Source organism: Plantibacter flavus (genome assembly GCF_051487245.1).
Lineage (GTDB): Bacteria > Actinomycetota > Actinomycetes > Actinomycetales > Microbacteriaceae > Plantibacter > Plantibacter flavus_B.
Map to the genome: position 1 here is coordinate 467,171 of NZ_JAHVDH010000002.1, position 15,577 is coordinate 482,747.

Annotated in this window: 10 protein-coding genes; all 10 read left to right on the forward strand. The window is 68.6% G+C overall.

From position 1 onward, the window contains the following. Positions 1-44 precede the first annotated feature (44 nt). The 10 genes from KXS11_RS05990 (at position 45) to KXS11_RS06035 (ending at position 15,498) form a co-directional block, all read left to right on the forward strand. A complete protein-coding gene (locus KXS11_RS05990) occupies positions 45-887 on the forward strand; it encodes a universal stress protein (protein WP_437384640.1) in 843 nt (280 codons plus the stop codon). Between the two features lie 603 nt (positions 888-1,490). Beyond that, on the forward strand, positions 1,491-2,108 hold the full coding sequence (locus KXS11_RS05995) for a hypothetical protein (protein ID WP_437384641.1): 618 nt from the start codon (positions 1,491-1,493) through the stop codon (positions 2,106-2,108). 243 nt (positions 2,109-2,351) lie between these two features. Further along, positions 2,352-4,421 carry a cytochrome c oxidase assembly protein gene (locus tag KXS11_RS06000; RefSeq protein ID WP_437384642.1) on the forward strand — a complete coding sequence of 690 codons (2,070 nt, stop codon included), beginning with the start codon at positions 2,352-2,354 and terminating at the stop codon, positions 4,419-4,421. Continuing rightward, positions 4,418-5,026 (forward strand): copper resistance CopC family protein, encoded by a 609-nt coding sequence (locus KXS11_RS06005; RefSeq protein ID WP_437384643.1) that lies wholly within the window; start codon positions 4,418-4,420, stop codon positions 5,024-5,026. Before KXS11_RS06000 ends, KXS11_RS06005 begins: the two co-directional genes overlap by 4 nt. A gap of 62 nt (positions 5,027-5,088) precedes the next feature. Further along, the gene (locus KXS11_RS06010) at positions 5,089-5,619 is read left to right on the forward strand and encodes a copper chaperone PCu(A)C (RefSeq protein WP_437384644.1); all 531 of its coding nucleotides are present in this window, start codon (positions 5,089-5,091) and stop codon (positions 5,617-5,619) included. After that, a complete protein-coding gene (locus KXS11_RS06015) occupies positions 5,616-6,854 on the forward strand; it encodes a Dyp-type peroxidase (protein ID WP_437384645.1) in 1,239 nt (412 codons plus the stop codon). The genes KXS11_RS06010 and KXS11_RS06015 overlap by 4 nt, the downstream gene beginning before the upstream one ends. Positions 6,855-6,903: 49 nt before the next feature. After that, positions 6,904-8,361: a PepSY-associated TM helix domain-containing protein gene (locus tag KXS11_RS06020; RefSeq protein ID WP_437384646.1), complete on the forward strand. Its 1,458-nt coding sequence runs from the start codon at positions 6,904-6,906 to the stop codon at positions 8,359-8,361. A gap of 262 nt (positions 8,362-8,623) precedes the next feature. Then, on the forward strand, positions 8,624-11,491 hold the full coding sequence (locus tag KXS11_RS06025) for a sugar-binding domain-containing protein (RefSeq protein WP_437384647.1): 2,868 nt from the start codon (positions 8,624-8,626) through the stop codon (positions 11,489-11,491). Positions 11,492-11,656: 165 nt separating this feature from the next. Further along, the gene (locus tag KXS11_RS06030; RefSeq protein WP_437384648.1) at positions 11,657-14,593 is read left to right on the forward strand and encodes a DUF5107 domain-containing protein; all 2,937 of its coding nucleotides are present in this window, start codon (positions 11,657-11,659) and stop codon (positions 14,591-14,593) included. Next, positions 14,590-15,498 (forward strand): hypothetical protein, encoded by a 909-nt coding sequence (locus tag KXS11_RS06035; protein WP_437384649.1) that lies wholly within the window; start codon positions 14,590-14,592, stop codon positions 15,496-15,498. The genes KXS11_RS06030 and KXS11_RS06035 overlap by 4 nt, the downstream gene beginning before the upstream one ends. Positions 15,499-15,577 lie beyond the last annotated feature (79 nt).

The window sequence follows — 15,577 nt, forward strand, 5'->3', positions numbered from 1 at the left end:
CGCGTCGACCATGCCGGTCGGCCCTCTCAGTGAAGGAGCGGGACATGATCGACCACACCGTCGTCGGCTGGAACGGAACCGAGGCATCTCGGCGGGCGGCTGACTGGGCGATCGCCCGCGCAGCCTCCACCGGCGATGTGGTCCGTCTCGTGCACGTGTTCCCCGGGGAACCGGAAGAGCCCGGCGATGTCGAGGTCGCGGATGCCGTCGCAGCGACCGAGACCGAAGTGGCACGCCTCGGCGACGTAGCTCCTCACGTCTCGGTCAGCGCGGAGGTCGTCATCGGCAGCCCGGCGGATGAACTCCGCGGCCTGTCCGACGAGAGCTGTCTCATCGTGGTGGGCACAGACGAACGCGGTACGCCGACGAGGACCTCCGGGTGGTCGCTCGGCTCCAGACTCGCCGGGACCTGTCCCGGGCCGGTGGCGGTCGTCCCCGATCCCGGTACCGGAGAGCGACACGGCGTGGTCGTCGGCGTGGGCCGCTCGGAGCGCGACGAAGCGGCACTGGACTTCGCTGCGTTGGAAGCGATCGCCCGCGTGGAGCCACTCCACCTCGTGCACAGCTGGCAGCGCCCGCCGACGGCGGGTCTGAACGGACTGAACACGGAGTTCGTCGATTGGTTCCGTGCCACGCATCAGGAGTACCTGAGTGGCTGCGCCGCGGAACTTCTGCGCCGCTATCCGCCACTCTCGGTGCAAGAGCACTTCACGGAGGCATCGGCCGCAGTGGTGTTGCACGAGTTCGGAGCTTCGGCGAGTCTGCTCGTCGTCGGGACCCGGGGCTTCGGTCCCGTGCGTCGGTTCCTGCTCGGTTCGACGAGCCATGCGCTGCTGCTGTCGATCGACGCACCGACCGTCGTCGTGCCGCCCGGAACCGACGCCTGAGTCGACGGCGTCACGACAGGCGTCCTCCGAGCGAGCACCGTGAATCGAATCGTCCACGTGACGTTCGTCCCGAAATCGGCCAGCACTCGGTGCGACGCTCCGAGGATGAACACGACGACCGCGCCACAGCACGCCAAGGCAGCCGCCGACCGCACAGTTCAGCGATGAGCCGCGCTGTGCCACGGAACTGGCACCGTCGACACCTCGCTTCGCTCACTCGTGGGGAACGGGCCGCGGACAGGTTGTGCAATGTGATGGGGAGTTGGGGCTTCGTCGGTGGGTTCATCGGGTTCGGAACTCCAAGAGATCCTTCGCCGACTCGACGCTGTCCGCGCTGCGCAGGCTGAGGACGCGCAGCCGACTGGGTCGCAGCCTCGACACCGAGACGAGCATCCAGCGTCACTCGGGTAGCCCCCACACACCTTCGTGCGTGCCCGACCGAACGCTCACGGTGGCTACGGGCGCACGATGACCTTGGCGGCGATCTCCGTGTGGTTGATCAGCGTGTGGGACCATCGTCGACGAGACGATCCAACGGACCCCGCGTTGGCACATCTGCCGCCCGAAGCGACTCCGGTGAAGCCGGTCTGCCACAATGGGAACATGTCGTCCGCCCGCTCGACCCGCACACTTCGTGGTGTGGTCGCTGCGGCGTTCTCGACGTTCGTCGCACTGCTGTCGCATGTGGCCGGTGGGGGTTCGATGCCCGGCGTGCTCGGTCTCGTCGTGCCGCTCATGTTCTCGACGCTCGTCTGCGTGCTGCTCGCTGGCAGGCGTCTGTCGATCGTCCGACTGTCACTCTCCGTCGCGGTGAGTCAGGTTCTGTTCCACACGCTCTTCGTCCTCGGCGCCGCCCAGGGCTCCGCATCGACAGCGATGCCGAGCGGCCATGCCGCGCACGGAGCGCACGTGACGCTCGATGCGTCGTCGATGCCGATGATGCACGACGGACACGCCGGTGCCGGCATGTGGTTCGCCCACGTGATCGCCGGGCTCGTGACCATCGCCGCGCTCCATCGTGCCGAGACGCTGCTGTCGACGGTGGCAGCCGTCAAGGAGTTCGTCCTCGCGCGACTGGTGCCCACGGTCCTCGCAGCTCTGGCCGCTCCGGTGCGTCCCGCTCGGGTGAGGCTGCAGAGCGATGTTCCGACCCTGCGCACGCTCGGCGTGTATCCGGCGACGACCGCCTTGCGCGGACCTCCGGCGCTCACCTCCCTCTGAGATCACGGCGCGACCTCGCTGAGCTGCACGCTCGGTTGACGGTCACTGCCGCGTGCGCGTAGGCCGCTTCCTCGACGACCGTCCTCGAAACGTCGTCATCCCGATGCGCCGCGCACCGGTGGAGTGCCACCATTTCTGCCGCTCGGTCCTGCCCCGGCGCCCATGAGGGCTCGGGGCGCCGAGTGAGCTGTGTGCCGTAGCGCTCGAGTCTGCTCGACGCCTGCGGGGAAGGAGCCACCTCCCGTGGCCGAATCAATCATTCCGACGAATGCGCCCGACGCTAATCTGAACAGCCAGCGCGATCCGTCGCCAGTGCTCGTGCCGTTGCGCGGGCCGGAGGTCGTCATGCTGGCCTCGTTGCCGGTGGCGGTTGTCGTCGCGCTGTTCGCGTTGCAGTTCACCGGTGCGTTCACGGCCGGCACGCTGCTTTCGGACCCGGGGGTCATCGTCACCCGCGGACTCCCGATCGCGAGGGTCGTCCACGATGCGGCGGCATCGGTGACGATCGGTCTCCTGGTCGCTGCGACCTTCCTGCTCCCGGGGCAGCGGATCCTCCCCGGCGTCGTCTCCTTCTCGCAGTCGAAGGCGATCCGATGGGCAGCCTGGGCGGCCTCTGTCTGGCTCGCGGCGGGAATCGCGGTCCTCGTGTTCACTGCTGCGAACTCGATCGGTGTGCCGGTGTCCTCGCCGACCTTCGCGAACACCTTCCTGTTCTACGCGACAGAGCTGGAGCTCGGGCAGACGCTGGTGTTCTCCCTCGCCTGCATACTCGTGGTGTTCTGCATCGTCGTGGTGGCGCGACGTCTGGCCTGGATCGCGGCGGCGAACGTGATCGCTGTCTTCGCGTTGCTTCCGCTGTCGTTGTCGGGTCATGCTGCAGGCTCTGACGAGCACGGCAACGCGGTCAACTCGCTCGCGATCCACCTCATCGGTGTCACCGTCTGGGTGGGTGGTCTCGTCGCGGTGATCCTGCTCCGGCGGAAGGTCGGCGACCAGGTCGGCGCCGTCGTCGCACGGTACTCCGTGCTCGCGGGATGGGCGTTCGGCGCGGTCGCGTTCTCCGGCGTCGTGAACGCCTCCCTGCGACTCGCGGGCCCCGCAGACCTCCTCACTCCGTACGGGCTGCTCCTCGTCGCGAAGACCGTCGCACTCGTGCTGCTCGGCCTGGCCGGCGCGTGGCATCGACTCCGGCTCATCCCGCGGCTGCACGCCGACCCCGGGAAGCGGTCGACGTTCGTCCGACTCGCTGTCGTCGAGGTCGTCATCATGGCCGTGACGATGGGCGTCTCCGTCGCGCTGTCGCGCAGCCAACCGCCGGTGTCGCAGGAGCCGGTCGCGGACGACGTCCGCCGACGGCTCCTCGGCTTCGCCTACCCGCCAGAGGTGACCCCACTGCGAATGTTCACCGAATGGCACGTCGACTGGATGTGGGCCGGCCTCGCGGTCGTCGGCGCGGCCTGGTATCTGTGGGCGTTCCGCACGCTCCGTGCCCGCGGCGACGCCTGGCCCGTCGTCCGCCTGATCGCCTGGCTGGCCGGGTGCGCCGCGCTGGTGTACGCGACCAGCGGTGGCCTCGCCGTCTACGGGCAGATCCACTTCAGCACGCACATGCTGCAGCACATGGCACTCATGATGATCGTGCCGACGCTGCTCGTGCTGGGCGGCCCGATCCTCCTCGCCCTGCGAACCCTGCCGAGTCGCACCGACGGCGGCCGTGGCCTCCGGGAGTGGATCCTCGCCGTCGTGCACTCCCGCTACCTGCGGCTGCTGTCCAAACCGGCCGTCGCAGGAGTGCTCTTCGCCGGGAGTCTGGTGGTGTTCTACTACACCGGTTGGTTCGAATGGGCGATGATCGCCCACCAGGGCCACATTCTGATGACGGTGCACTTCCTCGCCACCGGGTACCTGTTCTTCTGGGTGCTCATCGGCATCGACCCGGGTCCGAACCGTCCCGGATACCCGTTCCGCATCATCCTGCTGCTTGCGACGCTCGCCTTCCATGCGTTCTTCGGACTCGCGATCATGTCCAGCGCCTCCGTGCTCGCCGAAGGGTGGTGGACGGCGCTGGGGTACACCGACACCGCGGCCCTCCTCGCCGATCAGGCGGTTGGCGGTGGCATCGCGTGGAGCGTCGGCGAGATCCCCGCCGTCCTCGTCGCCCTCATCGTCGTCTCCCAGTGGGTGCGCAGTGACGAGCGTGCCGCGAAACGCTACGACCGCCGTGCAGACCGCGACGGGGATGCGGAACTCACCGACTACAACGCCCGCCTCGCGCGCATCAACGACCAGGCCCCGCGAAAGGACCACCCGTGACCACACACCCACCGACCCCACTCCGACGCATCACGCTGCTCCTGGCTGCGTGCGTGCTGGCCATCGCAGGTGCGCTCACCTTCGGTGCGAGTCCGGCTTCCGCGCACGACCAGCTCCTCGCGAGCACTCCTGATGACGGTGCGGCGCTCGACGCGTCGCCGCCGGAGGTGACGTTGCAGTACTCGGAGAGTGTCCTGACGATCGGCGCGATCGTGCTGCTCGTCGACCAGGACGAACGGAACTGGATCACCGGTGAACCGATCCTCAACGGCTCCGACGTCACCGCGCGCGTCGACGACGCTCTCCCGACCGGGGCCTACGAAGTCCGCTGGCGTGTCGTCTCCGCAGACGGCCATCCCATCAGCGGAGTCATCCCCTTCACCGTCGGCGGTGCAGCACCAGCCGAACGCGCCCGCGCGACGTCGACGCCCGTTCCGAGCGAGGCAGTCTCCGGCGACGCGAAGGGCCCCACAGCGGAGGTCTCGGCGTTTCGCCCGGTCCTGATCGGTGTCGGCGGAGCAGTGATCGCCGTCGTCGTGTTCTGGATCGTCGGCGCCTGGCGCAGACGCCGCCCGTCGGCCGCTTCCGGGACGAGGCCCCGTTGACCACGACCCCACCACACCTCCACCCTCCCATCCGGCAGCACCACACCAGGAAAGGCACCACCATGCACGCACGAACCACCAGCAAGCTCCTCGCCCTCACCGCAGCGGTCGTCATCGCGCTCACCGGCTGCAGCACCGCCGCCGGGACCGCCGCGGAGACCAAGCCGGCGGGTGAATCCGTCACCATCGAGAACGGATGGGTCAAAGCCGCTGACGAGGGCATGTCCGCAGCATTCGGCGAACTCGTGAACAACAGCGACCAAGACGTCACGGTCGTCTCGGCCACCACGACCGCGTCGAACATGATCGAGCTGCACGAGACGGTCGAGAACGAGTCCGGCGAGATGGTCATGCGCGAGAAGTCCGGGGGCTTCACCATCCCCGCCGGCACGAGCCTCACGCTCGCGCCCGGCGGCAACCACATCATGCTCATGGACCTCGTGAACCCGATCAAGGCGGGCGACGAGGTCACCTTCACCCTCACCTTCTCCGACGACTCCACCACCGAGTTCACCGTCCCGGCCAAGGACTACTCCGGGGCGAACGAGAACTACGAGGGCGGCGACATGGACATGGGCGGCGACAGCAAGTGACCGAACTCCAGACACCCGAACCGGGCAGGTCTGGCGTCAGCCGGCGAGGGCTCCTCTTCGGAGGAGCCGTCGCCGGACTCGGCGCCGCAGCGGCCATCGGCGCCGATGCCCTCCTCAACCGTGGAGGCGACACACCCGCGTCCACCGAGACCGAAGCCGCGCTGAACGGCGAGGAGACCGTCGCGTTCTATGGTCCCCACCAGGCCGGCATCGCGACCACCCCTCAGGCCCACGCCACCTTCATCGCCCTGGACCTGCTCCCGGAGACCGGCCGTGACGCCCTGCGGCGCATGATGCAGATCCTCACCGACGACGCCGCCCGACTCACCCAGGGCCTCCCGGCGCTGGCCGACTCCGAGCCCGAACTCGGCACCGTCCCGGCGCGTCTCACGGTCACGTTCGGCTTCGGACCGGAGTTCGTCACCCGCGCCGCCGACGCGTCAGCGAAGCCCGCCTGGCTCGGCCCGTTGCCGGCGTTCACGATCGACCAGCTCGATCCCGCCTGGAACGACGGCGACCTGCTGCTGCAGATCGCCGCTGACGACGCCTTCACCGTCGCCCACGCGACCCGGATGTTACTGAAGGACACCCGCAGCTTCGCGACGCTCCGCTGGACGCAGACCGGGTTCCGCCGGGCACACGGCTCGGAGAAGCCCGGCACCACCATGCGGAACCTCTTCGGCCAGGTCGACGGCACCACCAATCCCTCGCCCGACGGCGACGACTTCGCCGGACTCGTCTGGAACACCGAGGGCTGGCTCGCCGGAGGCACGAGCTTCGTGCTGCGCCGCACCCGCATGAACCTCGACAAGTGGGACCGTCTCGACCGCGGCGGCCGCGAGCAGTCCGTCGGGCGCACGCTCGCCAACGGCGCACCGCTCACCGGAACGAACGAACACGACGAACCCGACTTCGACGCCAAGACGAGCATCGGCTTCCCCGTGATCCCTGAGTTCTCCCACATCCGCAGGGCCCGCTCCGAGAACACCGCCGAGCGCATCTACCGTCGCGGCTACAACTACGACCACGCGCCCACCGGCTCCGAGATCTCCAACAGCGGTCTGCTGTTCGTCTCGTACCAGGCCGACGTGACCACACAGTTCGTGCCGATCCAACGTCGCCTCGACGAACTCGACCTCCTCAACGAGTGGACCACCCCGATCGGTTCCGCCGTCTTCGCGATCCCACCCGGGTGCGCCGACGGCGGCTACATCGGCGACACCCTCCTCACCTGATCCCCACTGTCTTCTCCCCCACACCAGCATCCGCAGAACAGGACACCGCATGACCACCATGACCCGGCCACCCGTGGACGAACCCCACGCCGACGGCCCACCCCCGAAACCGAATCGCAGCCGAGGTTGGTTCCCCCAGATGCTCCTGCGCCTCCATTTCATCGCCGCGATCTTCGTCGGCCCGTTCATCCTCGTTGCGGCGACCAGCGGTGCACTCTACGCCCTCGCCCCGCAGATCGAGCAGCTCGTCTACGCCGAACAGCTTCACTCCCCCGAAGCTGACGAGTACCTGCCGCTCGCGGACCAGATCGAAGCCGCGAACGCGTATACCAAGGACCAGGACACCATCGTCGCCGTGCGCCCAGCGCCGAACCCCGGCGACACGACACGGGTGATGTACACCGGTGACGGGCTGGGTGCGAGCGAGACCCGTGCCGTGTTCGTCGACCCGGCCACCGCCGAGATCCGTGGTGAGCTCACCGCCTACGGCACCAGCGGTGCGCTCCCTGTGCGAACCTGGATCTCCGACCTCCATCGCACCCTGCACCTCGGCGAGGTCGGTCGCCTCTACAGCGAACTCGCCGCCTCCTGGCTCGGCATCATCGCCCTCGCTGGCCTCGGGCTCTGGATCGCCCGCATCCGCAAGGCGCGCGCCAAGAAGGACTTCGTCCGCCCGAACAACCAGGCCAAGGGGTACCGACGCATCCTCTCCTGGCACGCCTCCACCGGCATCTGGCTCCTCGTCGGCGCCCTGTTCCTCTCCGCGACCGGGATCACCTGGTCGCAGTACGGCGGCGGCAACGTCGGCACCGTCCGCGCCGCCTTCGACTGGTCCACCCCATCGGTCACCACCGACCTCAGCGGCGAAGCGGCACCGGCAGACGAACACGCCGGCCACGGCGGTACAGCCGCTCCCGCCACGGATGCCGCAGCGGGGACGGCGAACCCGGCGACCTTCGACGCCGTCCTCTCCATCGCGCGCGAGGTCAACGTCAACACCGGCCTCGTCGAGATCAAGCCACCGGCCGCCGCCGGCACCGCCTGGGTGGTGCAGGAGATCCAGCGCACCTTCCCGACCGAAGTCGACGCCGTCGCGATCGACGGCCAGACCATGCAGGTCACCGACCGGGTCGACTTCACGGACTTCACCCTCGCCGCGAAACTCACCCGCTGGGGCATCGACACCCACATGGGCTCCATGTTCGGCCTCCCGAACCAACTGCTGCTCTTCGTCCTCGCGTCCGGGATCATCGCCATGGTCGTCTGGGGCTACGTCATGTGGTGGCAACGCCGGCCCACCCGCGAACCCGGGCGCATCGTCGGCCGCACCCCGGCGCGCGGGGCGCTGCGCCGTGCGCCGTGGTGGGGCATCGCCGCGGTCCTCGTGGTCGCGGCCGGAATCGGTACGCTCCTGCCACTCGTCGGGCTGAGCCTCGCCGCCTTCGTCATCATCGACGTTCTGCTCGGGCTTCGAAGCCGTGTCGGAATGGACACAACCAGCCCATGACTCACCGTCTCTGAGCAGTCTCCGCAGTCCACACGCACGAGCAGGCGGGTCGTCGACAAGGCACCCGCCTGCAACGCGATCAGATGACTCACCGAGACCACCGAAACGACGCTAACGACGCTGACGACGCTGTCCCAGGTAACGAGTCTGAAGCCGAGGCCGCTCGGACGCCGGGAGCGAGGAGCTGTCATCGTGCGTTCGTCCAGGATCCTCGTCGGAATCGGTATTCCACGGCCGCCGATGGAGCCGCGACACTGCTGTGATGCCTTTGCACAACGAATCCGTGCCTCTGCCCGTCGACCTCAGTGGTCGGTGGACCGCCATCCTGGACCCACTCGGCCAGGGCGAACGGGAGGGCTGGTACACACGGGACCTCTCGGGCGCACCTGGACAGACCTCCGTCCAGCTTCCGGGATCGGTGCAGTCGCAGGGACTCGGTGATCGACCCGACATCGCCACCGAGTGGGTCGGCGCGGCCGTGGACCACCCGTTCTTCTCAGACGAGCGCTACGCGCGCTACCGGACGACCGAGAACTTCAGCGTGCCGTTCTTCCTCCAGCCCGAGCGAGTGTACGTCGGCGCGGTGTGGTACCAGCGCACCGTCGAGGTCCCGGAGCGCGACATGGCGCTCGATCTGCGGCTCGAGCTCGAACGGGTCCACTGGGAGTCGACCGTCTGGCTCGACGACGACCGCGTCGGCTCGGACCGCAGTCTGTCGGCACCGCATCGGTTCACCCTGCGAGACGTCCGTCCGGGCACCCATCGCCTCACCATCCGAGTGGACAACTCGATGATCGTCGACGTCGGGACGAACGCGCACAGCGTCTCCGACCACACGCAGGGCGGGTGGAACGGCATCATCGGCGCGATGACCCTGACACCGGTCGCCGCTGCGCGCATCTCGACCCTCTCGGTCCACCCCGACGCCGAAGCGTGTACTGCGACGGTTCGGATGTCACTCATCGCGGACACGCTCGATGGCATCACGGGAACGCTCACCGTCCGCGCGCAACCGCTCGACGAAACGATGGGCGTCGGCCCGCAGTCGGTCGTCGTCGACATCGATGTCCCCGCCGAACGCTTCCGCCGTGGCCGCGGTACGTCAGGAACGCACCTCGACGTGATCGTGCCGCTCGGCGGCGCCGCGCGCTTGTGGGACGAGTTCGATCCTGCGCTGTACGACGTGACGGCGACTCTCGAGGCGACCACGGAACACGGTCGCTCCGTCGACCGACGATCGACGACGTTCGGCTTGCGGACGGTCTCGGCAGTCGGCACCCGCATCGAGGTGAACGGTCGACCCGTCTTCCTGCGCGGCGCCCTCGAATGCTGCGTGTTCCCCCTCACCGGATATCCGCCGACCGACCGACCGAGCTGGTCGAGGCTCATCGAGACCTGCCAGGCCTACGGCCTCAACCACCTGCGCTTCCACTCCTGGTGCCCGCCACGCGCCGCGTTCGAAGCCGCTGACGCCGCCGGCATGTACCTGCAGATCGAGTCACCTGTCTGGGCGAACCAGGGCGCCGCGATCGGCGAGGGCCGCGACGTCGACGCCTACATCCTCGAGGAGACCCAGCGCATCATCGACGAGTACGGGAACCACCCGTCCTTCCTCCTCATGGCCCACGGCAATGAACCGGCCGGTCGCGACGTGCAGTTCCTCACGAACTGGGTGACACAGTGGCGACGGCGGGACCCGCGACGGCTCTACACCACCGCAGGGGGCTGGCCGTCGATTCCCGAGAGCGACTTCGACTGCATCCCGGAACCACGTGTGCAGGCCTGGGGCGAAGGACTCGCCTCACGCATCAACGCGACGGCTCCGGCGACCGTTGCCGACTACTCCGACTGGGTCGAGCGCACACCGCGACCGATCGTCACCCACGAAGCCGGACAGTGGTGCGTTTACCCGAACCTCGACGAGATGTCGAAGTACACGGGGATCATGCAGCCGAAGAACTTCGGAATCGCCCGCGACTTCCTGGCCGATGCGGGTCTGCTCGACCAGGCGGACGACTTCCTCCACGCCAGTGGACGCCTGCAACTGCTCTGCTACAAGGAGGAGATGGAAGCGGCGCTACGGACACCCGGGTTCGCTGGCATCCAGTTGCTCGGGCTGGCTGACTTCCCTGGGCAGGGCACCGCGCCCATCGGCGTGCTCGACGCGTTCTGGGAGCCGAAACCCTATGTCGACGCCGCCGAGTACGCTCGGTTCTGTGCGTCCACGGTTCCGCTCGCGCTCCTCTCTCGTCGTGTCTGGACGTCGGCGGACGACCTCGTCGCCGAGGTCCGGATCGCGCACTTCGGTCCCGCGGCGATGACCGCTGAGGTGGTCTGGCGCCTCGAGGCAGATGGGGGCGACATCCTCGACTCCGGCACCTTGCCTGTGTCGACCGTCGTCATCGGCAACGAGGCGGCGTACGGCACGATCACGGCACCGCTCGGGCACATCGACCGGGCACAGCACGTGCGTCTGGTCATCGCCGTACAGGGCGAGTCCGAACGGTTCGAGAACGACTGGGACCTCTGGGTGTACCCGGTCGAGCCCAGCGGGACGGCAGCGCTGCCGGAGGCACCGTCCGCCGGGCTGCTCGTGACCGACGACCTGGACACAGCGCTCCACGCTCTCGGTCAGGGTGGCACGGTGATCCTGTCGCCACGGGCCGAGAGCATCCACTCACCGGTGGAGTTCGGGTTCTCACCGGTGTTCTGGAACACCTCCTGGACGAACGGTCAGGCACCGCACACCCTCGGCATCCTGTGCGACCCGGAGCATCCGGCGTTCTCGGAGTTCCCCACGGGAACCCACACGGACTGGCAGTGGTGGGAGCTCCTGCACGGGGCGAAGACGCTCGACCTGACCGCACTGGGCTCCTCCGCACGACCGATCGTGCAGGTGATCGACAGCTGGTTCGACGCCCGACGTCTGGCGCTCGTCGTCGAAGCGCGAGTCGGGACCGGACGTCTCCTCCTGTCGACGATCGACCTGCTGTCCGACCTCGGTCGTCGGCCCGTGGCCGCGCAACTGGACCGGAGCCTTCGTCGCTACCTCGCGAGTGAGGCGTTCTCACCCGACCTGGAGCTCACGTCGACGCAGCTGCGGGCTGCCCTGGCAGGATCGCTCGATTGAGCACTGCCGGAGCGCCGGGCGCGGCTCGAGTGGAGAATCGCATCACAGCGACGCGAAGAGTCGCTCCACGAGGCGCTCTGTGACGGCACGGGATCAGAGGAATGTCCAGGCGCCTCGTCTCATGCGCCATTCCGCTCGGCCAGGACGGGTTTCTACGCTTGCTGCATGACCACTCGCACTGACGCGCCAGATCTGATCCTCCCCGACGCTCCCGGTCCTCTCCGAGCACGACTCGACGACGGCGGCGCCGTCGCGTGGAGTGCGCCGGTGACGATGCCCACGTATCGGCCGCAACCGGCGAGCGAGTTCCCGATGTACCTCGACCGGCGGGTCTACCAGGGCTCGAGCGGACGAGTCTATCCGCTCCCATTCGTCGAACGGATCGATGCCGCTCCGACCGACACCGAGTGGCAGGCCGTGCATCTCGAGAACCGCTACCTCCGGGTGATGGTGCTGCCCGAGCTCGGAGGGCGGATCCACATCGGCTTCGACAAAACCACCGGATACGACTTCTTCTATCGCAACTCCGTGATCAAGCCGGCGCTCGTCGGCTTGACCGGCCCCTGGATCAGCGGCGGCGTCGAGTTCAACTGGCCGCAGCACCACCGGCCGGCCACGTTCCTGCCCGTCGAGACGACGATCGAGGAGGGTGAGGACGGCAGCGTCACGGTGTGGTGCAGCGATCACGACCCGTTCGCCCGGATGAAGGGGATGCACGGCGTTCGTCTGCACCCGGACCGTTCGACGATCGAGCTGGTGGTCCGTCTGCACAACCGCACCAGTGAGCGACAGAGCTTCCTCTGGTGGGCGAACGTCGCGGCTCGTGTGGGCGACGACTACCAGTCGTTCTTCCCTCAGGACGTGCACCACGTCGCCGACCATGCGCGACGCGCCATCTCGGCGTTCCCCGAGGCGGACCGCGAGTACTACGGTGTCGACTACCCGGCTCGGGCCGCCTCCACTCCGGGTGCCGACCGGATCGACTGGTACCGCAACATCCCCGTGCCGACGTCCTACATGATCGTCGATTCGCAGGAGGGCTTCTTCGGTGGCTATGACCACGCACGACGAGCCGGGTTCGTCCACTGGGCCGACCGGCGGATCTCCCCCGGGAAGAAGCAATGGACGTGGGGCGACGCCCCGTTCGGTCACGCCTGGGATGCGCTGTTGACCGACGAGGACGGGCCGTACGTCGAGCTGATGGCCGGCGTCTTCACCGACAACCAGCCGGACTTCTCCTGGCTCCGCCCCGGTGAAGTGAAGACCTTCTCGCAGTACTGGTACCCGATCCCTGCGATCGGCATCGCCCATCAGGCGAACCGTGACGCCGCGCTGCACGTCGAGGTGGCAGCCGGACACGTCTCCGTCGACCTCGCCGTCACGCGCCCCGTCGAGGACGCGACCGTCCGCCTCCGGACGACGGACGGAGTCGTGCTCGTGGAGGAGACCATGACCCTCAGCCCGGGAACCGCCCACACGATTCGCGCTGAACGGCCCAGCACGCTCGACTCGGACACACTGGTCGTCGAGATCATCGAGCGCGACGGGCGACGCCTGATCTCGTGGACTCCGCCGCAGCCGGCGTCCGACGAACCAGCGGTCGCCGTCGAGCCCCCGAGTCCCGCGGACACCGCCTCGGTCGACGAGCTCTACCTGACCGGTGCGCACCTCGACCAGTACCGGCACCCGACCCGTTCACCCCTGCCGTACTGGGACGAGGCGCTCCGCCGCGATCCGGGCGACTGGCGGGTGAACCTGGCGTTCGCAGATCGCGCGTACCGCACCGGCGACTACCAGCGCGCGCTCGGCTACGCCCGCACGGCACTCCAGCGGTTGACCGCCCGGAACAGCAATCCAGCCGACACGGAGGCGTTCTACACCGCTGGCCTGATCCTCGACCGGCTGGGGGCGACGACGGAGGCCGTTCAGTCGTTCGCGAAGGCCTCCTGGGACGGCTCATGGGCAGCCGCAGCCGGGTACGAGATGGCCAGGATCGCAGCGAGGCACGGTGAGACCGCAGAGGCGCTCGCCGACCTCGACGCCCTCGCAGCGGTCACAGGAGAGGACTCACGGCGCCGCGCGCTCCGTATCGTGCTCCTGCGCCGCCTGGGACGGCACGATGAGGCGGCTCACGACGTCGACCTCGCACTGGTCATCGATCCGCTCGACGTGCTCATCCGGTTCCTCGCAGACGGCCGACTGCCGTCCGATCCCGGCCTGCTGACCGACCTCGCGATCGCCCTCCGAAACCTGGCCGAAGACGACGACGCTGCCACGGTGTTCAGCGCTGCAGCCGACGCCTCCTCGACCGGGGGTGCGTCCGCCGGACCGATCGCGCACTACCTCCGGGCAGAGCTGCTCGACAGCATCGGGCGCGGGGACGATGCGGCAGAAGCGCGTCGCTCGGCCCGCCAGGCGGACCGACGCTGGGCATTCCCACAGGGGCTCGACGCACATGACGCGCTCGTGGCGGCGATCGCGGCGGAAGCCGATGACGCCGTCGCCGCGCACCTGCTCGGCATGCTCCTCTATGACAACGGGCGCCGTGACGAGGCGGTCGAGCTCTGGGACCGCGCGATCGCGCTCGGCCTCGACGACATCGTGCTGCTGCGCAACGCGGGGCTGGCCGCCTACAACGTCCTCGGCGACCACTCACGCGCATGGGAGTTGTACAGCAGGGCCTCGGCGCTGGCACCCACGAATGCACGTCTCCTCTACGAGCTCGACCAGCTGGCACAACGCCTCGGCCACCCGTCCGACGAGCGCCTGGCACGCCTCGAGGGCGCACTGCAGACCGTCCTCGAACGGGACGACCTGACGATCGTCTATCTCGGCTTGCTCGTCGACGCCGGTCGGGCGGACGACGCCGTCGAAGTGCTCGACTCGCGATCGTTCCAACCGTGGGAAGGCGGCGAAGGCCTCGTCCTCGGCACCTGGGAGCGGGCACGGACCGCAGCCGGTCTGCCGACAGACGTCGTGCCCGCCAACCTGGGCGAAGGACGCCCGGTCGCCACGCCGCCGGCACCGGTGCGTGAGGACGGCACCACGGACTACTTCGCCACGAGCCTGCCCGAACAGCTCCTCTTCTACGACCGCGTATGAGCGGTCAGCGGGTCTCCCTTCGCTCCCGCGATGCCCGCACCAGCGCCCTGGTCGAGGCAGTCGTCTCGACCAGGGCGGCAGCGCTGCTGGGGCTGCGTGTGGACGGTCGCGACCTCGTCGTGTCCGACGACACCGACGGCGCACCCCTCACCGCAGCCGGTGCGATCCTCGCCCCCTGGCCGAACCGAGTCGAAGCGGGGCAGTGGTCGCTCGACGGCGCGGTGCAGGTCCTCGAGCACACCGAGGTCGACACCGGGCACGCCCTGCACGGACTGCTCCTTCGCCAGGATGCCGAGTTGCTCTCGTCGGACGAGCATTCGGTCATGCTTCGCTCCGCCATTACGCCGGTGCCCGGCTATCCCTTCCGGGTCGACCTCGATACGCGATACCAGCTCGAAGCGGACGGTCTGCTGGTCACCCACGTCGTACACAACCGCTCAGCGGGCCGGGCTCCTTTCGCCCTGGGTGCTCACCCGTACCTCCGAGCAGGCACGACACCGATCCTCGAGTCGACATTGGTCGTGCAGACATCGGCCGTACTGGAGCTCGACGCGGCACACATCCCGCGCGGTGCTTCCGCCGTCGCCGGCACCACGCTGGATCTGCGCGCGGGGCGCCCCGTCGGTCAGACCGCAGCCCACGCCTGCTTCGTCTCCGTGCGCAGTGCAGACGGCCATCACCGACACCGCCTGGCGGGGTACGACGGAGCCATCACCGAGCTGTGGGCGGACGAGGCGTTCGGATGGGTGCAGATCTATCGAGCGGAGGCAGATGGATCTGCGGCAGCGGCCCTCGCGGTGGAACCGATGACGGCGCCACCCAATGCCCTCCGCACGGGCGAGGGCCTGCGTTGGCTCGCCCCCGGTGAGACCTGGGAGCTGCGCTGGGGGGTGCGACGCGCATGAGCACCGGTCACACGATGAGACATGGCCCAAGGTTGTCGTCGTCTGGTGCCCCGTGGACATCGTCGTATCATCGGGACGG

Bases quoted from the DNA above. Each gene is read 5' to 3' on its own strand.
- KXS11_RS06035 (WP_437384649.1), top strand. From the start codon at position 14,590: ATGAGCGGTCAGCGGGTCTCCCTTCGCTCCCGCGATGCCCGCACCAGC.
- KXS11_RS05990 (WP_437384640.1), top strand. From the start codon at position 45: ATGATCGACCACACCGTCGTCGGCTGGAACGGAACCGAGGCATCTCGG.
- KXS11_RS06010 (WP_437384644.1), top strand. From the start codon at position 5,089: ATGCACGCACGAACCACCAGCAAGCTCCTCGCCCTCACCGCAGCGGTC.
- KXS11_RS06030 (WP_437384648.1), top strand. From the start codon at position 11,657: ATGACCACTCGCACTGACGCGCCAGATCTGATCCTCCCCGACGCTCCC.
- KXS11_RS06025 (WP_437384647.1), top strand. From the start codon at position 8,624: ATGCCTTTGCACAACGAATCCGTGCCTCTGCCCGTCGACCTCAGTGGT.
- KXS11_RS05995 (WP_437384641.1), top strand. From the start codon at position 1,491: ATGTCGTCCGCCCGCTCGACCCGCACACTTCGTGGTGTGGTCGCTGCG.
- KXS11_RS06020 (WP_437384646.1), top strand. From the start codon at position 6,904: ATGACCACCATGACCCGGCCACCCGTGGACGAACCCCACGCCGACGGC.